General features: G+C 62.9%; 23 protein-coding genes. 11 read left to right on the top strand and 12 right to left on the bottom strand.

The window, feature by feature from the left end; genetic code table 11:
* Positions 1 to 1,125: hypothetical protein (locus PHW99_RS13215; RefSeq protein ID WP_300178274.1), on the top strand; the 1,125-nt coding region annotated here is incomplete at its 5' end.
* A gap of 35 nt (positions 1,126 to 1,160) precedes the next feature.
* Here PHW99_RS13215 and PHW99_RS13210 read toward each other — a convergent pair.
* The 6 genes from PHW99_RS13210 to hyfB are packed head-to-tail and all read right to left on the bottom strand — an operon-like array spanning position 1,161 to position 8,350.
* Entirely contained in the window at positions 1,161 to 1,676 is a 516-nt protein-coding gene (locus PHW99_RS13210) for an NADH-quinone oxidoreductase subunit B family protein (protein WP_300178277.1), read from the bottom strand.
* Positions 1,676 to 3,262 (bottom strand): NADH-quinone oxidoreductase subunit C, encoded by a 1,587-nt coding sequence (locus tag PHW99_RS13205; RefSeq protein WP_300178271.1) that lies wholly within the window; start codon positions 3,260 to 3,262, stop codon positions 1,676 to 1,678. Before PHW99_RS13205 ends, PHW99_RS13210 begins: the two co-directional genes overlap by 1 nt.
* A 3-nt stretch (positions 3,263 to 3,265) precedes the next feature.
* Positions 3,266 to 4,720: a hydrogenase 4 subunit F gene (locus PHW99_RS13200; protein WP_300178268.1), complete on the bottom strand. Its 1,455-nt coding sequence runs from the start codon at positions 4,718 to 4,720 to the stop codon at positions 3,266 to 3,268.
* A gap of 2 nt (positions 4,721 to 4,722) precedes the next feature.
* Positions 4,723 to 5,382 carry a formate hydrogenlyase gene (locus PHW99_RS13195; RefSeq protein ID WP_300178265.1) on the bottom strand — a complete coding sequence of 220 codons (660 nt, stop codon included), beginning with the start codon at positions 5,380 to 5,382 and terminating at the stop codon, positions 4,723 to 4,725.
* A complete protein-coding gene (locus tag PHW99_RS13190) occupies positions 5,379 to 6,329 on the bottom strand; it encodes an NADH-quinone oxidoreductase subunit H (RefSeq protein WP_300178262.1) in 951 nt (316 codons plus the stop codon). Before PHW99_RS13190 ends, PHW99_RS13195 begins: the two co-directional genes overlap by 4 nt.
* Positions 6,326 to 8,350: a hydrogenase 4 subunit B gene (gene hyfB / locus PHW99_RS13185; RefSeq protein ID WP_300178260.1), complete on the bottom strand. Its 2,025-nt coding sequence runs from the start codon at positions 8,348 to 8,350 to the stop codon at positions 6,326 to 6,328. The genes PHW99_RS13190 and hyfB overlap by 4 nt, the downstream gene beginning before the upstream one ends.
* Before the next feature lie 121 nt (positions 8,351 to 8,471).
* Here hyfB and PHW99_RS13180 point away from each other — a divergent pair, with 121 nt between their 5' ends.
* From PHW99_RS13180 to panC, 5 genes are all read left to right on the top strand, one after another.
* Entirely contained in the window at positions 8,472 to 8,681 is a 210-nt protein-coding gene (locus PHW99_RS13180; RefSeq protein WP_300178257.1) for a DUF3460 family protein, read from the top strand.
* A 70-nt stretch (positions 8,682 to 8,751) separates the two neighbouring features.
* Positions 8,752 to 9,600, top strand: coding sequence for a ScpA family protein (locus PHW99_RS13175; RefSeq protein ID WP_300178254.1), 849 nt, complete (start codon positions 8,752 to 8,754; stop codon positions 9,598 to 9,600).
* Positions 9,601 to 9,617: 17 nt separating this feature from the next.
* Positions 9,618 to 11,216 (top strand): L-aspartate oxidase, encoded by a 1,599-nt coding sequence (gene nadB, locus PHW99_RS13170; RefSeq protein WP_300178251.1) that lies wholly within the window; start codon positions 9,618 to 9,620, stop codon positions 11,214 to 11,216.
* A gap of 67 nt (positions 11,217 to 11,283) precedes the next feature.
* Positions 11,284 to 12,183 carry a 3-methyl-2-oxobutanoate hydroxymethyltransferase gene (gene panB, locus PHW99_RS13165; RefSeq protein WP_300178248.1) on the top strand — a complete coding sequence of 300 codons (900 nt, stop codon included), beginning with the start codon at positions 11,284 to 11,286 and terminating at the stop codon, positions 12,181 to 12,183.
* A gap of 11 nt (positions 12,184 to 12,194) precedes the next feature.
* Positions 12,195 to 13,034, top strand: coding sequence for a pantoate--beta-alanine ligase (gene panC, locus PHW99_RS13160; protein ID WP_300178245.1), 840 nt, complete (start codon positions 12,195 to 12,197; stop codon positions 13,032 to 13,034).
* Between the two features lie 27 nt (positions 13,035 to 13,061).
* Here panC and nadA read toward each other — a convergent pair whose 3' ends face one another.
* The 6 genes from nadA to PHW99_RS13130 form a co-directional block, all read right to left on the bottom strand.
* On the bottom strand, positions 13,062 to 14,198 hold the full coding sequence (gene nadA, locus PHW99_RS13155; RefSeq protein WP_300178240.1) for a quinolinate synthase NadA: 1,137 nt from the start codon (positions 14,196 to 14,198) through the stop codon (positions 13,062 to 13,064).
* Between the two features lie 38 nt (positions 14,199 to 14,236).
* A complete protein-coding gene (nadC, locus tag PHW99_RS13150) occupies positions 14,237 to 15,115 on the bottom strand; it encodes a carboxylating nicotinate-nucleotide diphosphorylase (RefSeq protein WP_300178237.1) in 879 nt (292 codons plus the stop codon).
* A 26-nt stretch (positions 15,116 to 15,141) separates the two neighbouring features.
* A complete protein-coding gene (locus PHW99_RS13145) occupies positions 15,142 to 16,164 on the bottom strand; it encodes an NAD(P)H-dependent glycerol-3-phosphate dehydrogenase (protein ID WP_300178234.1) in 1,023 nt (340 codons plus the stop codon).
* Between the two features lie 51 nt (positions 16,165 to 16,215).
* The gene (secB, locus tag PHW99_RS13140; protein WP_300178231.1) at positions 16,216 to 16,668 is read right to left on the bottom strand and encodes a protein-export chaperone SecB; all 453 of its coding nucleotides are present in this window, start codon (positions 16,666 to 16,668) and stop codon (positions 16,216 to 16,218) included.
* Between the two features lie 73 nt (positions 16,669 to 16,741).
* The gene (gene grxC / locus PHW99_RS13135; protein ID WP_300178228.1) at positions 16,742 to 17,002 is read right to left on the bottom strand and encodes a glutaredoxin 3; all 261 of its coding nucleotides are present in this window, start codon (positions 17,000 to 17,002) and stop codon (positions 16,742 to 16,744) included.
* A gap of 26 nt (positions 17,003 to 17,028) precedes the next feature.
* Positions 17,029 to 17,436, bottom strand: coding sequence for a rhodanese-like domain-containing protein (locus PHW99_RS13130; protein ID WP_300178225.1), 408 nt, complete (start codon positions 17,434 to 17,436; stop codon positions 17,029 to 17,031).
* Positions 17,437 to 17,521: 85 nt separating this feature from the next.
* Here PHW99_RS13130 and gpmA point away from each other — a divergent pair, with 85 nt between their 5' ends.
* The 5 genes from gpmA to PHW99_RS13105 all read left to right on the top strand — a co-directional run.
* Entirely contained in the window at positions 17,522 to 18,265 is a 744-nt protein-coding gene (gene gpmA, locus PHW99_RS13125) for a 2,3-diphosphoglycerate-dependent phosphoglycerate mutase (RefSeq protein WP_300178222.1), read from the top strand.
* A gap of 91 nt (positions 18,266 to 18,356) precedes the next feature.
* Positions 18,357 to 19,826, top strand: coding sequence for a S41 family peptidase (locus tag PHW99_RS13120; protein WP_300178219.1), 1,470 nt, complete (start codon positions 18,357 to 18,359; stop codon positions 19,824 to 19,826).
* Positions 19,827 to 19,840: 14 nt separating this feature from the next.
* Positions 19,841 to 20,593 (top strand): molybdopterin-synthase adenylyltransferase MoeB, encoded by a 753-nt coding sequence (gene moeB, locus PHW99_RS13115; RefSeq protein WP_300178216.1) that lies wholly within the window; start codon positions 19,841 to 19,843, stop codon positions 20,591 to 20,593.
* A gap of 96 nt (positions 20,594 to 20,689) precedes the next feature.
* On the top strand, positions 20,690 to 21,481 hold the full coding sequence (locus tag PHW99_RS13110) for a GGDEF domain-containing protein (RefSeq protein ID WP_300178213.1): 792 nt from the start codon (positions 20,690 to 20,692) through the stop codon (positions 21,479 to 21,481).
* Position 21,482: 1 nt separating this feature from the next.
* Positions 21,483 to 22,102 (top strand): MinD/ParA family protein (locus PHW99_RS13105; protein ID WP_300178210.1); only part of this gene is annotated, 620 nt, incomplete at its 3' end.

Genomic DNA, 22,102 nt, shown 5'->3' with positions numbered 1-22,102 from the left:
CTCACCGATGACGAGCTGGCCGCTGCCGAAACGGCGCTGGGCGGCAAGATCATCAACGTGCCGCTGATGGCCGGTTTTGACCTCGACGCCCCGGCAGGGGAACCCACCCCGACCGATTTGCTCGGCCGCCTGACACTCAAGACCTGGATGGACGACAAGCTGGACTGGGCCCACATCGAAAAATGCCGGACCATCGGCGTCAAGCGTTTCAAGGATTCGGCCGCCCAGGTGATGGCGGTCCTGGATGGCATGATCCCGGCCGGGCGCAATGTGTTTTTCGCCCACACGATGGCCGGCGGCATTCCCAAGGCCAAGGTGTTCCTGGCCATTGCCAACCGCGTCTACAAGGGACGCGGCGAGCGGTTCATGTCGTCCCAGGTGCTGCTCGACAGTGATCTGGGCAAGCTGATTCTGCAGAACTTCGATGAGGTGTCGGCCAACACCTTCGGGCACCTGATCGACGCCAGCGCGGCGATTCGTACCCGTGTCGAGGCGGCGGGCGGCCAGGTGCGTTATTCGGCTTACGGTTACCACGGCACGGAAATCCTGATCGGGGACCAGTACGAGTGGCAGACCTACACCAACTACACACAGGGTCTGGCCAAGATGCGGCTGGAGCGACTTGCCCAGGCGGCGTGGCAGCAGGGCGTCAAGGCCACGGTCTACAACTGCCCGGAAATCCGCACCAACTCGTCCGACATCTTCGCCGGTGTGGAGCTGCCGCTGCTGTTGCTGCTCAAGGCGCTCCAGCATGAAGGCGGTGGCGCCTGGGCCCAGGCGCAGTGGCAAGCCTGCCGTGAGCTGCTGGCCGACGGGGTGACACTGGAAGAGGTGCTGCAAAAGGTCACGGATTTCCAGGACAGCGAGGTGATGCAGGACTTCCGCAACTTTGCCGCCTGGCCCATGCCCAACAGCGCGGCACAGGCCGACCTGACCATCGGCACCTCTGACGAAGTGGTGAAGATGCACAAGGACAACAAGGCCCTGATCACCGATCTGCTGAGCAGCCTGGTGATTGAGGCCTCTGGCGCGTTGATGTTTGGTGAGTCGTCTGCACCCGCAGCGCCGGTGTTGTGGCTCAACCATGACATCATCGCCCGCCAGCTCAACCAGCTGCACGCCTGAGCGCTGCGGGCGCGGTCCAGGCCGGTCTGTCCGGCCTACCTGACCCGCCGGCGCACCGCCTGCAAGATGCCGCGCAGAATCGCCACCGGCTCGGGCGGACAGCCGGGCACCGTCACATCGACCGGGATCACCTTGGCCACCTGGCCGCAGCTGGCGTAACTTTCACCAAAGATGCCGCCGTCACAGCCGCAGTCACCCACGGCCACCACCAGCTTGGGCTCTGGCGTGGCTTCATAGGTGCGTTTGAGTGCGGTTTCCATGTTGCGCGACACCGGGCCGGTGACCAGCAACAAATCGGCATGGCGCGGGCTGGCCACGAAGCGGATGCCCAGACCTTCGAGGTTGTAGTAGGGGTTGCCCAGGGCGTTGATTTCCAGTTCACAGCCGTTGCACGAGCCGGCGTCCACCTGGCGGATGGTCAGCGCCTGCCCCAGAATGGCCAGCAGTTCGGCCTGAATGCGTGACACCTCCTGCGCCGCCGCTGCGCCGATGTCCGGCGCCGGTTCGCTGCAAATGCCGGTTTTGCCAATCTGCCAGACGGTTTTCCAGATCATAGGTCTTGCCCCGAGTAACTGAGGTTGAACGACTTGTTGATCAGGGGAAAGTCCGCCACGATGTTGCCCATGATGGCGTGCTCCAGCACCGGCCAATTCTGCCAGGACGGGTCATGCAGGTGGCAGCGCTCGATGCGCCACCCCTGGTCGGCGCCTGCCAATTCCAGCGCCACCAGCACCTCACCACGCCAGCCCTCGACCCAGCCCAGGCCGCGGCTCGGTCCCTCGGGCAGCGTCAGGCCATGGTGCACCGGGCCAGCCGGCAGCTCGCGCAACATGCCCTGCAGCAGGCGCAGGGACTCAAACACCTCGTCAAAACGCACCGCCACCCGCGCCGCCACGTCGCCGTTGTGGTGGGTGGCCATGGTCACCTGCAGTCGGTCATAGGGAGCAAACGGGTGGTCACAGCGCAGGTCCCAGGTCTGGCTGCTGGCACGGCCAGCCAGACCAGTCAGGCCCAGCTGCGCCGCCAGCGCGGGGGTCACGCGGCCGGTGGTCATGAGACGGTCCTGCAAGCCGGCGTGGGCTTCAAAAATGTCCTGCAGCTTGTGTACTTCGCGGCCCAGCCGCTCACAGGCCTGCGCCATCTGCGCGATCTGGCCACTGTCAAGGTCGGTGTTCACCCCGCCGGGCACGATCACATCCATCGTCAGCCGGTGGCCAAACGCTGCCTTGGCATCGCGCAACCAGTCTTCGCGCAGGCGGGAAAACTGCGCCAGCGCAAAGGCAAAGGCCGCGTCATTGCCCAGCGCGCCCAGGTCGCCCAGGTGGTTGGCAATGCGTTCACGCTCCAGCAGCAGCGCACGCAACCAGGCGGCACGCGGCGGGATCACAGCTTGCGCGGCCGACTCCAGCGCCATGCAGTAAGCCCAGGCATACGCCACGGTGCTGTCGCCCGACACACGCGCCGCCAGGCGCTGGGCCTGCAGCGGTGCCAGCTGGGTCATGCGCTGCTCAATGCCCTTGTGGGTGTACCCCAGGCGCTGCTCCAGCCGCAACACTTTTTCACCCACCACCGAAAAGCGGAAGTGGCCCGGCTCGATGATGCCGGCATGCACCGGCCCCACGGCAATTTCATGCACGCCGTCACCCTCAACCCGCACAAACGGGTAATCCACCAGCGCGCCAGGCACCGGCTCAGGCAGGGCGCGCAGGTTTTGCAGCAGCGGCGGCGCGTCGGCCGCCCAGGCGCCGTGGTTCAGCCAGGGGCGCTGGTCGCTGGCGCCGTCGGCGTGAATGCCGGACAGGTCCGCCGCGGCCCGCTGCAGGCGAGAGGCGGCCGGGAACACCGCCGCCAAGTCCGGGTACACCGGCACCCCGTCCACCACAGTCAGCGGCAAGGCCAGCCAGAACAGGCCCTGCAGCGTGACATAAGCAACAAATACAGCCTCAGCCCGCGTATTCATTGCCTTGTCAGCTATTGATTCAATAGCTTTCCCGGCCCACAGGGCAACCAGCCGGCCACCCTCGTCACGCACCGCAGTGGCCGCCGCCTGCCACTGCGCCGGTGTCACCTGCCCATACCAGATCGGTACCGGGGCTGGCAGGGGGGCAAACTCGACATCCAGGCCAGTGATCTTCATGACTCAGCCTCCCAGCAAACCGGCTGCCGTCACGTACCAGCCATTGAGATACGGCGGGATGTACAGGCCCAGCACCAGCGCCAGCGCCAGGTGGACAAACACCGGGATCAAGGCCGGTGGGTGCGCCAGGGGCTTGAGCGTGGTGTCACCAAACACCATCGGCAGGACGCGGATCAGCATCGAGGCAAACGCCACGCCCAGCGCCAGGAACAGGAAGGGGGTGGCCCAGGACTGCTCACGCATGGCGGTGGTCAGGATCAGGAATTCACTGGCAAAGACACCAAACGGCGGCATGCCCAGAATCGCCATCACGCCCAGCATCAGGCCCCAGCCCACCGTGGGGTTGACCTTGATCAGGCCGCGAATCTCGCTCATCACCTGGGTACCGGCCTTCTGGGTGGCGTGGCCGACGGTGAAAAAGATGGCCGACTTGACCAGCGAGTGCACAGTCATGTGCAGCAGCCCGGCAAAATTGGCCACCGGCCCGCCCATGCCAAAAGCAAAGGTGATCATGCCCATGTGTTCGATGCTGGAGTAGGAAAACATGCGCTTGACGTCTTTCTGCCGTGACAGGAAAAACGCCGCCACCGTGACCGAGAGCAGGCCAAAACCCATCATCAACTGGCCTGCCATGGCGGTGCCCAGGGCGCCGTCGGTCAACACCTTGCAGCGCAGCACCGCGTACATGGCGACGTTGAGCAGCAGGCCCGACAGCACCGCCGACACCGGCGTCGGCCCTTCGGCGTGGGCATCGGGCAACCAGCTGTGCAGCGGCACCAGGCCGATCTTGGTGCCGTAACCGATCAGCAGGAAAACAAAGGCCAGCGTCATGATGGTCGGGTCCAGCTCACCCTTGATGTCGTTGAGGCTGGTCCACAGCAGGGTGGCATGTTCCGGCCCCAGCACCTTGTCGGCCGCCATGTACAGCAGGATGGTGCCAAACAGCGCCTGGGCAATGCCGACACCACACAGGATGAAGTATTTCCAGGCGGCCTCCAGGCTGGCCGAGGTGCGGTAGACGCTGACCAGCAGCACGGTGGTGAGGGTGGCGGCTTCCATCGCCACCCAGATGATGCCTAAGTTGTTGGTGGTGAAGCCCAGCAGCATGGTGAAGCTGAACAGCTGGTACATGCTGTGGTAGAGCCGCATGCGCGGTGGCGTCATCTTGCCGTGGTCCTGCTCCACACGCATGTAGGGGCGGGAAAAGATCGCCGTGGTCATGCCGACAAAAGCCGTGAGTGTCACCAGGAACACGTTGAGCGGGTCAATGAAAAACTGCCTGGCCCAGACATATTCAGGGCCGTGGCTGATGACCTGCGCCGTCATCACACAGGCGGCCAGAAAGGTTCCCAGGCTGAACGCCACGTTCACGTCCCGCGCATAGGGCCGGTGCCCAACCAGCGCCAGCATCAGGCCGCCAAACAGCGGAATTCCCAGGACAAAAAACAGCGCGCTCATGCTCAGTCTTCCTTGAGGGTCTCAAGGTTGTGGATGTCCAGGCTGTCGAATTTCTCGCGGATCTGGAACATGAACACCCCCAGGATCAGCACGCCCACCAGCACGTCCAGGGCAATACCAAACTCGACAATCATCGGCATGCCGTTGGTCACAGTGGTGGCGGCAAAGATCAAGCCGTTTTCCATCGACAAAAAGCCGATCACCTGCGGCACCGCCTTGGACCGGGTGATCATCATCATGAACGACAGCAGCACACAGGCCAGCGCAATGCCCAGCGAGCCGCCGGCAATCGAGTCCGACAGGCGCGAGATCGGCAGTGCCAGGCTGAAAGAGAAGATCACCAGCCCGATCCCCACCAGCATGGTGGTGGGGATGTTGAACAGCGTCTCCACGTCCCAGCGCACATTGAGCTGGCGGATCATGCGGTGCAGCATCCACGGGATGAACACCACCTTGAGCACCAGCGTCAGGGCACCGGAAATATAGAGGTCAGACTGCCCGGTCACATAAGCCAGCAAGAACGAGGCGGCCACCAGCGCCACCCCCTGGATGGTGAACAGATTGATCAGCGACACAATGCGCCGCTGCGAGATCATGGCAAACGACAGCAACAGAATCAGTGTTGCAAACAGATTGATGAGCTGGGGCACAAACTTGATCATTTCCCCCCCAGCAGCACGTTCACCAGCAGGCCAATCACCGCCAGCAAAAAGGCCGTGCCCAGAAACTCCGGCACCCGGAAGATGCGCATCTTGGCACTGGCGGTTTCGATCATGGCCATCAACATGCCGCCCACCGCCAGCTTGAAAATGAGCACCGGCAAGGCCAGCAGCAGGGCCAATGGCGCATTGGCTTCAGCCACGCCCCACGGGAAAAACAGCGCCAGGCCGGCACAGGAATAGGCAAACAGCTTTAGGCTGGCCGCCCATTCCATCAGCGCCAGATGGCGCGCCGAATACTCCAGGATCATCGACTCGTGGATCATCGTGAGTTCCAGGTGAGTGTCGGGGTTGTCCACCGGCACCCGGGCGTTTTCAGCCAGCGACACCATGGTGAACGCCACCCCGGCCAGCAGCAGGCTGGGGTAGATCGCCAGCTCCCGGTGCGCCAGGGTTTCCACAATGGCGGTGAGCGAGGTCGAGCCGGTGATGGTGGAAGCGCAGAACAACACCATCAGCAGCGCTGGCTCAGCCAGGAAGCCCACCAGCATTTCGCGGCGCGCACCCAAGGTGCCAAACGCCGTGCCGACATCCATCGCCGCCAGCGACAGGAACACCCGCGCCAGCGCGAACAGGCCCACCAGCGCAATCGCGTCAGCCGCCGGCGACAGCGGCAGATCGGTCGACAGGGTCGGAATGATGGCACTGGCCAGCAGCATGCAGCCAAACACCACATAGGGCGCAAACCGGTACAACGGCGAAGCGTGTTCAGCCATCAGCGATTCCTTGTTGAACAGCTTGTGCAACAGGCGGTAGGGTTGCAGCAGCCCCGGCCCCGACTTGTTCTGCAGCCAATGGCGCCACTGGTTGATCCAACCGGTGAGCAGGGGCGCCAGCAGCAAGGCCGTCAGCAGCGCCATCAACTGCGACAAAATGCCCAACGCACTCATCGCCGCACCACCATCAGCACCACCACCAGGGTGGCAAAGCTGTACATCAGGTACACCGCAATTCGGCCCTGCTGGAGCAGGCCGACGATTCTGGACAATTTCTCGACCCAGCGCGCCACCGGCAGGTAGAGCCAGTGCCACAGTGGGTCTTCGAGCTTGACCGCATACACCGGGTGGGGGTCAAACGCCGTTGGCAATTGGCGCTGCAGGCGGAAGAAGGGTTCAAAAATCTGCCGGATCGGCTGACCAAAACCTTCAGCGGTGTCCTGCATGCGGGCGGTTTGCCAGGGGTAACCACAATCCCACGGTGGCACCCGGCGCAAGCGGCCATGGTAGAGCTTGCGCACCAGCACAAAGGCCAGGCCAAAACTCAGCACCACCCCGAGCAGGAAAATCGCCGGCGCATAACTGGCCCGCTCCATGCTCACCGGCACCAGCAGCCAGCCGTTGTCGGCCACGGTGTGGGCCAGACCGGCGTGCACCAACCGTTGCGTCACCGGGTCGATCACGGCGATCACCTGGTTCGGAAACAGGCCCAGCAACACACAACCCGTCACCAGCCACAACATACCCAGCCGCTCCCACGGCCCGGCATCATGCGCGGCGCTGAGTTTTTCCTCACGCGGCTGCCCGAGGAAAATCACGCCGAAATACTTCACCATGGTGTAACCCGACAGCGCCGCCACCAGGGCGATCACCGCCGCCATCACCGGCACCAGCATGTCCAGAAACGAACTGGGCAAGCCGGTGGTGAACAAAAAGCTTTGCAGCAGCAGCCATTCAGCCACAAAACCGCCAAACGGCGGCAGGCCGGCGCAAGCCAGCACACCCACCAGCGTCGGCCAGGCCACCCACGGCATGTAACGGATCAGCCCACCGAGCCGGCCCAGGCTGCGCTCGCCAGTGGCGTGCATCACCGCCCCGGTGCTGCAAAACAGCAGGCTCTTGAAAAACGCGTGGCTGAGCATCTGGTACATCGCTGCCGTCAGGGCCAGGGCCGACAGCGCATGCATGCCGTAGCTGGAGAACAGCAGGGACAGGCCAAAACCGGCGCAGATCATGCCGATGTTTTCAATCGACGAATAGGCCAGCAGGCGCTTCATCTCGACCTGCACGGTGGAGAACACCACCCCAAACAGCGCACTGGCCAGGCCCACGGTCATCAGCAGCACACCCCACCACCAGATGCGGGTTTGCAACAGGTCAAACGACACCCGCAAGATGCCGTACAACGCAATTTTGAGCATCACCCCGCTCATCAATGCAGAAAACGGCGACGGTGCCGCCGGGTGCGCCTCGGGCAGCCAGGCATGCAGCGGCAGGACCCCGGCCTTGGCGCCAAAACCGAACAACGCCAGCACAAACGCCACCGAACCCCAAAACGGCGACAGCTGCTGGGCCCGCATATTGGCAAAGGTGTAATCGCCGGTGTTGGCCTGCAACACACCAAAACACAACAAAATGCCCAACGCACCAATGTGCGCCACCAGCATGTACAGATAACCGGCTTGGCGAATCTCCGGGATGCGGTGGTTGGCCATGACCAAGAAGAACGACGAAAACGCCATGGTTTCCCACATCACCATGAACACATAGGCGTCGTCGGCCATCACCACCATGGCAATGCTGGCCAGGAACACGTGGTATTCCAGGCAGATCAGCCCGGGCGGCGTGCCTTCACCCTTGCGGAAATAACCGGCGGCAAAGGTGGATACCCCGGCGGAGACACCACCGATCAACAACAAAAAGAAAGCCGAGAGACTGTCAAGCCGCAAGTGAAACGGCAGTTGCGGCAGCCCCAGGGGCAGCACCGCCACCTCGGGACCGGCAAACGCGGCGCTCAGCGCCACCGCCATCAGCAACACCGAGAACACCGCCCCCAGAGGAAACAGCACCACCGCCACCAGGCGGAACCGGCGCAGGGCCGCAATGCCGGCCAGCCCCACCAGGAGCCAGCCAACCACCACCAGCAACACCCAATCCAGATGGATCCAGGCAGCGGGGTGAGTCAGACTGTTCATGTAGCGTGGACAAATGGGAAACTGGCAGAGCTTGCATATTACACCCAGTGCCACCGCCGCAGCACCAGACCATGGCGCCCCGCCGGGGCAGGGCTAAAATGCGCGCAAGAGGTCCTTGCCCATGAATATTTTTTACCGCCCCAAATACGAATCCGATGCCACCCAGTTCATCAATGAACTCAAAGCCAAGAATCCGGCCGTGGAAGAAGGCCAGCGCCGGGGCCGTCACCTGTTGTGGGACAAGGCCGTTGACCGCGAGGCGTGGCAGGGCTTTCGCGCGGCCCAGGTGGCACAAAAGCCCTACGTCTACCAGACCACGGTTGATGAATAGGCTTTTTAGCCTCTAGCCCGCGTCAATCAATCATTTATTGCTATATTTAATATAGCAAAAGAATTTCATCATGGCTCATTCGGCGACGCCGGTCACGTTGGACGAACCCGGCATGCCCGTCATGCCCGCGGTCGTGGATCAGGTCGCCGTGGCACGGCTGTATGGCGAACCGCTGTTTGCCATGCCGCAGGACCTGTACATCCCCCCGGACGCCCTGGAGGTTTTCCTCGAAGCCTTTGAAGGGCCGCTGGACTTGCTGCTGTACCTGATCCGCAAGCAGAACTTCAACATCCTCGACATCCCCATGGCAGGCCTGACGCGTCAGTACCTGAGTTATGTGGAGGAAATCCGCCACCGCAACCTGGAGCTGGCGGCGGAATACCTGTTGATGGCCGCCATGCTGATTGAGATCAAGTCACGCATGCTGTTGCCGCCCAAGCCGGTGGCAGAAGGCCAGGAGCCCGAAGACCCGCGGGCTGAACTGGTGCGCCGCCTGCTGGAATACGAGCAGATGAAGCTGGCCGCCCAGCGCCTGAACAACCTGCCCCAGTTTGGCCGCGATTTTCTGGTGGCGCAGGTCTACATTGAGCAGTCGCTGCAGCCGCGGTTTCCGGATGTCCAGGTCAGCGAGCTGCAGCAAGCCTGGGCCGCCATCCTCAAACGCGCCAAGCTGGTGCAGCACCACAAGATCACCCGCGAGGAACTGTCGGTGCGCGAACACATGAGCCAGGTGCTCAAACAATTGCAGGGCCAGCGATTTGTGGAATTCGAGGCGCTGTTCGACCCGTTGCGCGGTGCGCCGGTCCTGGTGGTCACCTTCATTGCCCTGCTGGAACTGGCCAAGGAAACCCTCATCGAAATCACCCAGGCCGAGGCCTTTGCGCCGATCTACGTGCGCCTGGCCTACACCCCGTCGTAACTTCTTGCGAATCCGTCATGCCTTCAAACACCCCCCATGCCCCCGCCCCACTGACCTTTGACGTGCTGATTGTGGGCAGCGGTCTGGCTGGCCTGAGCGCCGCCTTGCTGCTGGCTCCCAGCAAGAAAGTGGCCGTCATCACCAAACGTGCTGTCTCGGAGGGTTCCAGCGGCTGGGCCCAGGGCGGTATCGCCGCCGTCTGGAGCAAGGACGACAGTTTTGACGCCCATGTGGACGACACCCTGATTGCCGGTGCCGGCCTGTGTGACCTCAATGCCACCCGTTTTGTGGTGGAAAACGCCCCCAAGGCGATTGCCTGGCTGCAAACCATGGGGGTGCCGTTTTCCGAGGAAGACGGCCACCTGCACCTGACGCGTGAAGGGGGCCACAGCGCCCGGCGCATTGTGCATGTGACCGATGCCACCGGTGCCGCCGTGCAGCGCACGCTGATCGAGGCGGTGCAAAAAACCCCCAACATCACTCTGTTTGAACAACACACGCTGGTGGACCTGATCACCACTGACAAGCTGGGTCTGCCCGGCCAACACTGCCTGGGACTGTATGCGCTCAACAGCGAGACCGACCAGGTGATCACCTTCCAGGCACCGCAAACCATTCTGGCCACTGGCGGTGCCGGCAAGGTCTACCTCTACACCACCAACCCCGACACCGCCACCGGCGACGGCATTGCCGCGGCCTGGCGCGCCGGCTGCCGGGTGCAGAACATGGAATTCATCCAGTTCCACCCCACCTGTCTGTACCACCCGCATGCCAAGTCGTTTCTGATCAGCGAAGCGGTGCGCGGCGAAGGCGGCCGCCTGCTGCTGCCCGACGGCACCCGCTTCATGCCCCAGCACGACCCGCGTGCCGAGCTGGCCCCGCGCGACGTGGTGGCGCGGGCGATTGACTTCGAGATGAAAAAAGGCGGTTTTGACTGTGTCTATCTGGACATCTCGCACCAACCGCTGAGCTTTTTGCAGGAGCATTTCCCCAACATCTACGCCCGCTGTCTGGAGCTGGGTATCGACATCTCCAAACAGCCTATTCCCGTGGTGCCTGCCGCCCATTACACCTGTGGCGGCGTGCTGGCCGACTTGCATGGCCGCACCGACGTCAAAGGCCTGTACGCCATTGGTGAAACTGCATGCAGCGGCCTGCATGGCGCCAACCGCCTGGCCAGCAACTCGCTGGTGGAATGCATGGTGTTTGCCCAGGCCACCACCACCGACATCCTGCAGTCACCCGCGACGCCGCCAGTGGCCTTACCGGCCTGGGACGACAGCCAGGTCAGCGACGCCGACGAGGCCGTGGTGATCTCGCACAACTGGGACGAACTGCGCCGCTTCATGTGGGACTATGTAGGTATTGTGCGCACCAACAAGCGGCTGGAACGCGCCGCCCACCGCATTGACCTGCTGCAAGGCGAAATCCACGAGTATTACTCCCACTTCCACGTCACCCGCGACTTGCTGGAACTGCGCAACCTGGTGCAGGTGGCGGACCTGATCGTGCGCTCGGCCCAGGCACGCCATGAAAGCCGCGGCCTGCATTTCAGCCGTGACTACCCGGGCCTGCTGCCCCAGGCCGTGCCCACCATTCTGGACCCACAGCCTTAGGTGACCCCTGCTGTCCAGCCGCTCTGGCTGGGTTAGACTCGCGCCACTTTTTTTGGGGAGAATCCCTATGACCCAGCCTGCCGCTCAGAACGCCACACCCTACGGCACCTTGCCTCCCGCCAGCGCGCCAGCCACGCGCAAGCCGGTGAGCCTGCCACGCCTGCTGGAAATGCACGCGCGCGGCGAAAAAATCGCCATGCTCACCGCCTATGACGCCACCTTTGCGGCGGTGGCTGACGCCGCCGGGGTGGATTGCATTCTGGTGGGGGACTCGCTTGGCATGGTCTGCCAGGGTCTGTCCAGCACCGTCGGGGTGACGCTGGAGACCATGCGTTACCACGTCGAGAGTGTCACCCGCGGCGTGCGCCGGGTGCAGGGCACCACCTGGATCATCGGCGACCTGCCCTATGGCACCTACCATGAGTCCCGGGAACAGGCGCTGCGCAGCGCCGTGGTGCTGATGCAGGCTGGGGCCCACATGGTCAAGCTCGAAGGCGGCGGCTGGACGGCAGAGACCGTGCGTTTTCTGGTGGAACGTGGTATTCCGGTGTGCGCCCATCTGGGCCTGACGCCGCAAACCGTGCACGCCTTGGGTGGTTACCGGGTGCAGGGCCGCACGCTGGCGTCGGCCGCCACCCTCAAACGCCACGCCCATGAGTTGCAGGACGCCGGCGCCGCCCTGCTGGTGCTGGAAATGGTGCCCGCCGCGCTGTCGGCTGAACTCACGGGTGAACTGCCGCACTGTCCGACCATTGGCATTGGCGCCGGCAACGGCACCGCTGGCCAGGTGCTGGTGCTGCACGACATGCTCGGACTGAACCTGGGCAAGAACCCGAAGTTTGTGCGCAACTTCATGGCTGCCCTGCCCGGTCTGCCTGGCCAGCACGGCATCAAGGAAGCCATGCAAGCCTATGTGCAAGCTGTCAAGAACGGCAGCTTCCCTGACAACACCCAGCACGCCTGGTAACGCCCGCTTTTATGAAAATCGTTCACACCATCGCCGAATTGCGCGCCCATCTGGCCGCCTTCCAACGCCCGGTCTTTGTGCCCACCATGGGTAACCTGCACGACGGCCATCTGGCGCTGGTACGTCAGGCCAAACCGCTGGGCGACGTGCTGGTGGTCAGCATCTTCGTCAACCGCCTGCAGTTTTTGCCGCACGAAGACTTTGACACTTACCCGCGCACCTTGGAAGCCGATTGCCAGGCCCTGCAGGCGGTCGGCTGTGATGTGGTGTTTGCCCCCAGCGAACGCGAGCTGTATCCCGAACCCCAGGTGTTCAAGGTCACGCCGCCGGCGGGTTTGGCCGACATTCTGGAGGGCCACTTCCGCCCCGGTTTTTTCACTGGCGTCTGCACCGTGGTGATGAAGCTGTTTGCCTGCGTGCAGCCGCGGGTGGCGCTGTTCGGGCAAAAGGACTATCAGCAGCTGATGGTGCTCAGGCACATGGTGCAGCAGTTTGCCTTGCCGATCGACGTGATTGGCGCCCCGACACTGCGTGGTGCCGATGGTCTGGCACTGTCATCCCGCAACAATTACCTGAACCCGGCCGAGCGCCAGGAAGCCGTGCACCTGTCGCAAACCCTGACCGCCATGGCGCAGGCACTGCGCGGCGGTGCCACCGACATCGTCGCCATCGAACAGCAGGCCATGGCCGCCCTGACGGCGCGTGGCTGGCAGCCCGATTACATGACGGTGCGTCGGCGTGCCGACCTGCAGTGGCCAGCGGCCGCTGAACTGGCCACCCCAGCCACCCTGGTGGTGCTGGGGGCCGCCAAGCTGGGCACCACCCGGCTCATCGACAACCTCGAGGTGTGACGCCAATGCTCCTGAATCAGGAGCTACCTAAGCAGCCCCAATGTGGGCTACCAGGCTACCAGGCACCGGACCGTGCTTGAGTGCGGCGGTGAACGCCAGCATCCGGTCAATCGGCACACGGGCTCGTTGGCCCAGGCCCGGATCGACCTGGACTTCATTGGCGCCGGTCTCCAGCACCCGGGCCACATCCGCCAGGCCGTTCATGGCCATCCACGGGCAATGGGCGCAGCTCTTGCAGGTGGCGCTGTTGCCAGCGGTGGGCGCTTCAAAAAACACTTTACCGGGGTTGAGCGTGCGCAGTTTGTGCATCATGCCGTTGTCGGTGGCCACGATGAATTCCCTGGCGTCCATCTCACGCGCCGCCTTCAGAATCGCCGAGGTGGAACCCACCGCATCCGCCAACGCCACCACGGACGCCGGCGACTCCGGGTGCACCAGCACCTTGGCGCCGGGGTGGTCCTTGATCAGGCCCTCCAGCTCAAACGCCTTGAACTCGTCGTGCACGATGCAGGAGCCGCCCCACATCACCATGTCGGCGCCGGTTTCGCGCTGGATGTAGCCGCCCAGATGGCGGTCGGGCGCCCACAGGATTTTTTGCCCCTGGTCTTTCAGCGCCTTGACGATCTCCAGCGCACAGCTGGAGGTGACCAGCCAGTCGGCGCGGGCCTTCACGGCAGCACTGGTGTTGGCATAGACCACCACGGTCCGGTCCGGGTGGGCGTCACAAAAGGCGCTGAATTCATGAATGGGGCAGCCCAGGTCCAGCGAGCAGGTCGCGTCCAGGTCGGGCATCAGCACCCGCTTTTCGGGGGACAGGATCTTGGCCGTCTCCCCCATGAAACGCACGCCCGACACCACCAGGGTCTGCGCCGCGTGATCACGCCCGAAGCGGGCCATCTCCAATGAATCGCTGACCAGACCGCCGGTTTCCTCAGCCAGGTCCTGCAAGTCCGGGTGCACGTAGTAGTGCGACACCATGACGGCATTTTTTTCCTTGAGCAGCTGGCGAATCCGATCCTTCAGCGCCGCGCGTTCGGCCGCACTGTGCTCCACCGGCACCCGGGCCCAGGCGTGTTTGGTGGAACACACCGAAACGCCAGCACCGTTGTCACCCTGCGGTTGCTCGTAATCCACCTCTTTCACTGCCAGCACCGGGTCGGTCATGGTTTTTTCCTGTTATCAACAATAAGGCACACGTCGGGTCAAACCGGGGTCGGGGCAAAACGCATGGAAAAATCAATGGCCTTGATGTCCTTGGTCAGGGTCCCGATCGAAATGCGGTCCACCCCGGTGGCGGCAATGGCGCGCAGGGTGGACAGGTTGACGCCGCCCGACACCTCAAGTTGGGCCCGTCCGGCATTGAGGTGCACCGCCTCATGCAATTGCGCCAGCCCCATGTTGTCCAGCAGCACCATGGTGGCGCCAGCGTCCAGCGCCTCCTGCAATTGCGCCAGGGTTTCCACCTCGATTTCCACAAACCGGGCCGCCGGTGCCACCTGGGCCGCGCGCCGCAACACGGCGGCCACACCACCGGCAGCGGCAATGTGGTTCTCCTTGATCAGCACCGCGTCATAGAGTCCAAGCCGGTGGTTGACCCCGCCACCAGTACGCACCGCATATTTCTGCGCCAGGCGCAGCCCCGGCAAGGTTTTGCGGGTATCAACAATGCTGGCGTGCGCGCTCGGGACTTCACGGATGGCCTGGACATAGTCGCTGGTCTTGGTGGCCACCGCGCTGAGCAACTGCAAAAAATTCAGCGCCGTGCGCTCAGCCGTCAGCAGCGCATGGGCCAACCCGTGCACTTCCAGAATGACCTGATCGGCCTGGCAGCGATGGCCTTCGGACACGTGCCAGATGATTTCGGCCGCCGGATCAACCTGCTGGAACGCTGCCTGCACCCAGGCCTGGCCACAAATCACCGCCGCTTCACGCGCGATGATGGTGGCCTTGGCACGGCGCGTCGGGTCCACCAGACCGGCCGTCAGGTCTGCCGACCCCAGGTCTTCCTCCAGGGCGCGCGCCACGTCGGTCTGCGCCAGCTTGGCCAGCGCCGCTGGCGAGAAATCGAAAAACGTTGTCATGTGTGTTTCCTCCTTTGATCTGCGGATCAACCCTGGGCCGCGAGCTCTACCGTGGGTTCGCGTTCCATCAGGCTGGCCACCGCTTCGACCGGCGCCATCCGGCCGTCGAGCAGCGCCACCACCGCCTGGGCAATCGGCATGGCCACGCCGAGCTGGGCCGCCCGCTGCACCACGGTGCGGGCGCAATACACACCTTCGGCCACATGCCCCAATGCCCCGGTGGCCTGGGCCAGCGTCTGCCCGTGCGCCAGCGCCAGGCCGACCTGGCGGTTGCGCGACAGGTCACCGGTGGCGGTCAGCACCAGGTCGCCCAGGCCGCTCAAGCCCATGAAGGTCTCGGTGCGTCCGCCCAGGGCCACGCCCAACCGGGTCATCTCCGCCAGTCCGCGAGTGATCAACGCGGCGCGGGCATTGAGCCCCAGCGCCAAGCCATCACACAGACCGGTGGCGATGGCCAGCACGTTCTTGACAGCGCCGCCGACCTCCACCCCGACCATGTCTTCATTGGCATACACCCGCAGCACCGGACTGTGAAACGCCGCCACCAGCGCCTGGCGCACGGACTCATGCACACTGGCCGCCACCAGCGCCGTTGGCTGGCCACGGGCGACTTCCAGCGCAAAACTCGGGCCGCTGAGCACCCCCGCCATGAGTTCCGGCGCGACCTGGGCTTGTACTTCGTGGGCCAGCAGGCCAAATGGTGTTGAAACCGGCGCTTCAAACCCCTTGCACAGCCAGGCCACGGGTGCCGGGCAGCCGCGCAGCCCTGACAACATCTGGCGCAACGCCGCCATCGGGCTGGCCACCACCACCAGATCGGCCTGGGCCAGCAGCTTGTCCCGGAGTTCCGGCCACGGGGTCGAGCTGAAGGCAAGCGCCGGCGGCAGGCTGACACCTGCCAGGTAACGCTGGTTTTCGTGTTGCGCCCGCATGGCTTGCACCTGCGTGGCATCGCGTGCCCACAGGGTGACCTGATGGACGCTCTGAGCAGCCGCACTGGCGGCCATGGCCGTGCCCCACGCTCCCGCACCAAGAACTATAATTTTCATAGCTACTCAGGCAGTATTTATGCGGGCTAGAGCCCTAAAACATCTAGGAATTTATTGAACGGCAGGCGCCTCTGCAGACTGTGCGGCCTGCTGCTGCTCGTACATGGATTGGAAGTTGATTTCCGCCAGATGCACCGGCGGAAAGCCGCCACGCTGGATCAGGTCCGCCACATTGCCACGCAGGTAGGGGTAAACAATCTGCGGACAGGCGATGCCCATGATCGGGCCCATCTGCTCTTGCGGCAGGTTGCGGATTTCAAAAATGCCGGCCTGGACCACTTCAACCAGAAACACGGTCTTGTCCTTGATCTTGGTCTGCACGGTGGCGGTCACGGTGACTTCAAACACACCTTCGGCCACGGCGGCACCGTTCACACCCAACTGGATGTCCACGGTGGGCTGCTCCTGCTCCAGCAGAATGGCCGGGGAATTGGGTTGCTCCAGGGAAGCTTCCTTGAGGTAAACGCGCTGGATCTGGAACACGGGATCTTGAGTCTCGGACATAAGGTTCTCTTGGTTAAAAAATCAACGCCTGGCGCGGCTGGCGCCCAGGTCAAAAAGGGACGCGGGGATTATCTCAGGCGCCGCTGAGCAGGGGCAGCAGACCGCCGCGCCCATCCAGCGCCACCAGATCGTCACAGCCACCCACATGGGTGTCACCGATGAAAATCTGCGGCACCGTGCGCCGGCCAGTGGTGCGCATCATCAAGTCACGCTGCGCCGGGTCCTGGTCAATGCGGATTTCTTCAATCTGATCGACCCCGCGCGCCTTGAGCAGTTGCTTGGCGCGGATGCAGTAGGGGCAGACCGCGGTGGTGTACATCTTGACAGCTTGCATGAGGGGCTTTCGTTGGCTGGGGGGTATCAGGCTTTTTCGACCGGCAGATTGGCGGCGCGCCAGGCACCCATGCCCCCCGAGAGGGACTGGGCCTTCTCGAAACCGAGCTTCTTGGCAATCGCCACGGCACGGCTGCTGCGTGCCCCGGACTTGCACACCAGGATCAGTGGCGTGCCCTTGTTCTTGACGGCTGTGGCCAACTGGCCTTCCAGCTGACCCAGCGGGATGTTCCGGGCCCCGACCACATGGCCAGCGGCATACTCGCCGGGTTCACACACATCCACCACCACCGCCTTTTCGCGGTTCATCAGTTGCACGGCGCCATCGGCGGTCAAGGCACCCGGGCCGGCACCATTGATCACCGGCCACATCAGCATGCCGCCGGCGGACAGGGCCACGGCGATCAACATCCAGTTGTCGAGAATAAATTTCACTGTTGCAAATCCTTATGTATAGATGGAGCTGAGCCGGGCATTTTAGAATGGAGACGCACCTGTCACAGAGAACCCACGCGATACCATGCACAAACTAGTCTTAATTCGCCACGGCGAATCCACCTGGAATCTTGAAAACCGTTTTACCGGCTGGACCGACGTCGACCTGACGCCCACCGGCGTGTCGCAAGCCATGTCGGCCGGCAAGCTGCTCAAGGCCGAAGGTTACGAATTCGACATTGCCTACACCAGCGTGCTCAAACGCGCCATCCACACCCTGTGGTACTGCCTGGACGAGATGGACCGCACCTGGCTGCCGGTGGTGAAAAGCTGGCGCCTCAACGAGCGCCACTACGGTGCGCTGCAGGGACTGAACAAGGCTGACATGGCCAAGCAATACGGTGACGAGCAGGTGCTGATCTGGCGCCGCAGCTACGACACACCACCACCCGCGCTGGACGCCAGCGACCCGCGCAGCGAACGCGGCGATCTGCGTTACGCCAAGCTGCAACCGGAGCAGATTCCCCTGACCGAGTGTCTCAAGGACACCGTGGCCCGCGTCATGCCGTTCTGGAACGAGGCGCTGGCGCCAGCCCTGCGCCTGGACAAACGCGTGGTGGTGGCCGCCCACGGCAATTCGATTCGGGCGCTGGTGAAATACCTGGACAACATTTCCGATCAGGACATTGTTGGGCTAAACATTCCCAATGGCATTCCACTGGTGTACGAGCTCGATGACGACCTCAAACCGATCCGGCACTATTATCTGGGCGACGCCGAGGCCGCCGCCAAGGCTGCGGCAGCGGTGGCGGCACAGGGAAAAAACTGAAAATATTCTCGGCAAAGGCTGGAACCTGCACCGCCGGTGCGACTCCAAGCAGTTCCCGCTCATTCGCTCTCTCACAAGCTCTGGAATCAACATGGGTCAGAAACTGAAAATCGTCGGCTTGCTGTCTGCAGGCGCCCTGGCAGGCGCTTTGGCCAGCGTCTCGCTGCAAACCGTCGCACGGGGTTCGCTGGCGCCCTTGCCACTGGAGGAGTTGCAACAGCTGGCCGCCGTGTTCAGCATGATCAAGAGCAATTATGTGGAGCCGGTGGACGAGAAGAAACTCATCACCGATGCCATTGCCGGCATGGTCTCCGGGCTGGACCCGCACTCGGTCTACATGGACAAGAAGACCCTGAAAGACTTCAACGAAGGCACCACCGGCAAGTTTGTCGGCGTCGGCATCGAAATCTCTCAGGAAGAAGGCCTGATCAAGGTGGTGTCACCGATTGAAGACTCGCCAGCGTTTCGGGCCGGGCTCAAACCCAATGACCTGATCGTCAAGATCGACGACACCCCGGTCAAGGGCATGACCCTCAATGAAGGGGTCAAACGCATGCGCGGCGAACCCAACACCAAGGTGGTGTTGAGTATTTTGCGCAAGGATGAAAACCGCACCTTCAGCGTGACCATCGTCCGTGAGGTCATCAAGACCCAAAGTGTCAAGGCCCGGGTGGTCGAGCCGGGCTACGGCTGGGTGCGCCTGAGCCAGTTCCAGGAACGCACGGTGGCCGACTTTGCCCGCAAGCTTGAAGACATTTACAAGCAGGACCCCCATCTCAAGGGTCTGGTGCTGGACTTGCGCAACGATCCGGGCGGCTACCTTGACGCCGCTGTGGCGATTTCCGCCGCCTTTTTGCCTGAAAATGTCACCGTGGTGTCGGCCAACGGACAGTTGCCCGAAAGCCAGTTCACCTACAAGGCTTCACCGCGCTACTACGCCCGCCGTGGCAATGATCCGCTGAAGCATCTGGAAGAAGTGACCCGCGGCGCCCTCAAGAAAGTGCCGCTGGTGGTGCTGGTCAATGAAGGGTCCGCTTCCGCCAGCGAGATCGTGGCCGGCGCCTTGCAGGATCACCAGCGTGCCAAGCTGATGGGCAGCCAGACCTTCGGCAAGGGGTCGGTGCAAACCGCCGTCTGCCTGGACTCCACCTTCCGCATGGACAACTGTCCGACGGCCGCGCTCAAGCTCACCACCAGCCGTTATTACACACCGAGTGGCAAATCCATCCAGGCCAAGGGCATCGTTCCAGACGTCATGATCGACGAGTCCGAAGAGGGCAACCTGTTTGCCGCCCTGCGTACCCGTGAGGCGGACCTGGAAAAACACCTTGCCAGCGGACAAGGCGACGAGGCGAAGGACGCCGCCCGGGAAAAGGCGCGCGAGGAAGCCCGCAAGAAACTTGAAGAAGAGCTGAAAAAACCAGCCTCCGAGCGCAAGATTCCCGAGTATGGCTCCGACAAGGACTTCCAGCTGCAGCAGGCCATCAAGCAGCTCAAGGGTCTGCCCGTGATGGTCAGCAAGACCCAGGTCGAACGCGCCGAAGCCAAGAAAGAAAATTAAGCCCGGCGCTGCCCATGCATGACGATGACCTGCTGCGTTATTCGCGCCATATCCTGCTCAATGAGATTGGTGTGGAGGGGCAGCAGCGCATTCAGCAGGCCCACGCGCTGATCATTGGCGCTGGTGGCCTGGGGTCGCCGGTGGCCCTGTACCTGGGCTCGGCTGGCATCGGTCACATCACGGTGGTGGACCACGACACCGTGGACCTGACCAACCTGCAGCGGCAAATTGCCCACACGCAGGAGCGCGTCGGCATGGCCAAGGTGGACTCGATTCGGACCGCGGTGGGCCAGCTCAATCCCGCCGTTCAGGTCACAGCCGTGCAGGCCCGGGCTGACGCTGCCCTGCTCGATACCTTGGTGGCGCAGGCCGATGTGGTGCTGGACTGCTGTGACAATTTTGCCACCCGTCACGCGATCAATGCGGCTTGCGTGGCGCATCACAAACCACTGGTGTCTGGCGCAGCGATCCGTTTTGATGGTCAGCTCAGCGTCTACGACTCACGCGACCCACGTTGCCCCTGTTATGCCTGTGTGTTCCCGCCAGCCGCCTCCTTTGAAGAAACCCGCTGCGCCACCATGGGGGTGTTTGCGCCACTGGTCGGCATCATTGGCACGATGCAGGCCGCCGAAGCCCTCAAACTCGTCAGTGGTGCCGGGCAGGCGCTCACGGGGCGACTGCTGATGCTTGACGGCCGGGCCATGGCGTTCACCGAAGTCCAAATCCAGCGCCACGCAGCCTGCCCGGTGTGTCATCGGACCGCCTGACGAACCCCAGGAAACCGCCTGAAAACGGTGCCAGCTTTGGGTTTTGGCTAAAAACTGACCTGTTAAACTGCCATCATCTGAACAAAGGCGTCTGTCTTGACTTCCCTGCCTGTCTCATTCTCGGTCGACTTGCGCGAGTTGCGGCTCGACGATGCACTCGCACTGCTGGAGCATGGTGGCTATACCTTGCCTGACCCCAAAGCTGGCAGCGTCCCTTATCTGCAGGCGGTGATCGACCAACTTGGCGAGTTGTCCCTGAAAGATCCGCTGACCGGTTTATCGAACCGGCGTTATTTTCAGAACGTCCTGGCCCGCGAGATTGAAATGGTTGCCCGGTCCGGCGAGCCGGCCCTGCTGCTGATGCTCGATATTGACCACTTCAAGAACGTGAATGACACCTATGGTCACCCGGTCGGCGACACGGTTCTGCAGACCATTGCCAGAACGCTGAGCGCCTGTGTCCGCCCCATGGACACCGTGGCCCGTTTTGGCGGTGAAGAGTTTGTCATCATCCTGCCAAGCTGCCAGGGACAGTATGGGCTGCAGGTAGCCGAGCGGATTCGCGAGTCCGTCAGCGCCTTGAATATTGCGATTGCCTCGGGCGTCACCCTGAAGGTGACCATCAGCATCGGCGGTGCCTATGCGCCGCGCTGGGTGCGCTCCACCCCTGAACTGTGGATGGACCGTGCCGATATAGAACTCTATCGTGCCAAGTCCGAAGGCCGCAATCGCGTGTGTATCGAGCCGCAACCGATCCTCGCCGTCAGCGCTGAAGAAAAGAGTTTGTTGTTTGGTCCGCTCTCGCTGGGTGATCCGGCCTGGCTTGAAAGCTACGCCAATGATGGTCCTGCCGGTTCATCGGGTAGTGCAATGAATAGAGTGAACTGAAATGAGCAAAGAGCATCAACCCGCCAACCTGGAAAAAGTGGTCAACCCCGAGCCCTTGAAACCCTTGGGCAAAGTACTGGCTGTGACCAGCGGCAAGGGCGGCGTGGGCAAAACTTTTGTGTCGGCCAACTTGGCGGCCGCGCTGGCCAAACGCGGCCAGAAAGTATTGGTTCTTGATGCCGATCTGGGTTTGGCCAACCTGGACGTGGTGCTCAACCTGTACCCCAAGATCACCCTGCACGATGTCTTCACTGGCAAGGCCAAGATTGAAGAAGCCATTGTGCGGGCACCGGGCGGGTTTTCCGTGCTGCTGGCGGGCTCGGGCATGGTTGAATACTCGCGCCTGACGCCCAATGTGCGTCAGGATTTCCTGCGCATCATGACGGGGTTGTTGCCTCACTACGATATCGTGCTGCTCGATACCGGTGCCGGTATTTCCGACGTGGTGCTGTTTGCCGTGTCGCTGGCCTCTGAAGTGCTGGTGGTTGCGACGCCCGAGCCCACATCGCTGACCGACGCCTACGCCACCATCAAGGTGCTGGTGGGGGAACAGCAGCGCAAGATCATCCGCATGGTGATCAACCAGACCGTGCGGATGGGGGATGGTCGCGCCATCACCAC

This window comes from Rhodoferax sp., from assembly GCF_028689305.1.
Lineage (GTDB): Bacteria > Pseudomonadota > Gammaproteobacteria > Burkholderiales > Burkholderiaceae_C > Rhodoferax.
The sequence above is the reverse complement of the archived record's forward strand: the minus strand, read 5'-3'. Positions and strand labels throughout refer to the sequence as shown.

Bases quoted from the DNA above. Each gene is read 5' to 3' on its own strand.
- PHW99_RS13205 (WP_300178271.1), bottom strand. From the start codon at position 3,262: ATGAAGATCACTGGCCTGGATGTCGAGTTTGCCCCCCTGCCAGCCCCG.
- PHW99_RS13200 (WP_300178268.1), bottom strand. From the start codon at position 4,720: ATGAGCGCGCTGTTTTTTGTCCTGGGAATTCCGCTGTTTGGCGGCCTG.
- PHW99_RS13195 (WP_300178265.1), bottom strand. From the start codon at position 5,382: ATGATCAAGTTTGTGCCCCAGCTCATCAATCTGTTTGCAACACTGATT.
- PHW99_RS13190 (WP_300178262.1), bottom strand. From the start codon at position 6,329: ATGAGTGCGTTGGGCATTTTGTCGCAGTTGATGGCGCTGCTGACGGCC.
- hyfB (WP_300178260.1), bottom strand. From the start codon at position 8,350: ATGAACAGTCTGACTCACCCCGCTGCCTGGATCCATCTGGATTGGGTG.
- PHW99_RS13180 (WP_300178257.1), top strand. From the start codon at position 8,472: ATGAATATTTTTTACCGCCCCAAATACGAATCCGATGCCACCCAGTTC.
- PHW99_RS13175 (WP_300178254.1), top strand. From the start codon at position 8,752: ATGGCTCATTCGGCGACGCCGGTCACGTTGGACGAACCCGGCATGCCC.
- nadB (WP_300178251.1), top strand. From the start codon at position 9,618: ATGCCTTCAAACACCCCCCATGCCCCCGCCCCACTGACCTTTGACGTG.
- panB (WP_300178248.1), top strand. From the start codon at position 11,284: ATGACCCAGCCTGCCGCTCAGAACGCCACACCCTACGGCACCTTGCCT.
- panC (WP_300178245.1), top strand. From the start codon at position 12,195: ATGAAAATCGTTCACACCATCGCCGAATTGCGCGCCCATCTGGCCGCC.
- nadA (WP_300178240.1), bottom strand. From the start codon at position 14,198: ATGACCGACCCGGTGCTGGCAGTGAAAGAGGTGGATTACGAGCAACCG.
- nadC (WP_300178237.1), bottom strand. From the start codon at position 15,115: ATGACAACGTTTTTCGATTTCTCGCCAGCGGCGCTGGCCAAGCTGGCG.
- PHW99_RS13145 (WP_300178234.1), bottom strand. From the start codon at position 16,164: ATGAAAATTATAGTTCTTGGTGCGGGAGCGTGGGGCACGGCCATGGCC.
- secB (WP_300178231.1), bottom strand. From the start codon at position 16,668: ATGTCCGAGACTCAAGATCCCGTGTTCCAGATCCAGCGCGTTTACCTC.
- grxC (WP_300178228.1), bottom strand. From the start codon at position 17,002: ATGCAAGCTGTCAAGATGTACACCACCGCGGTCTGCCCCTACTGCATC.
- gpmA (WP_300178222.1), top strand. From the start codon at position 17,522: ATGCACAAACTAGTCTTAATTCGCCACGGCGAATCCACCTGGAATCTT.
- PHW99_RS13120 (WP_300178219.1), top strand. From the start codon at position 18,357: ATGGGTCAGAAACTGAAAATCGTCGGCTTGCTGTCTGCAGGCGCCCTG.
- moeB (WP_300178216.1), top strand. From the start codon at position 19,841: ATGCATGACGATGACCTGCTGCGTTATTCGCGCCATATCCTGCTCAAT.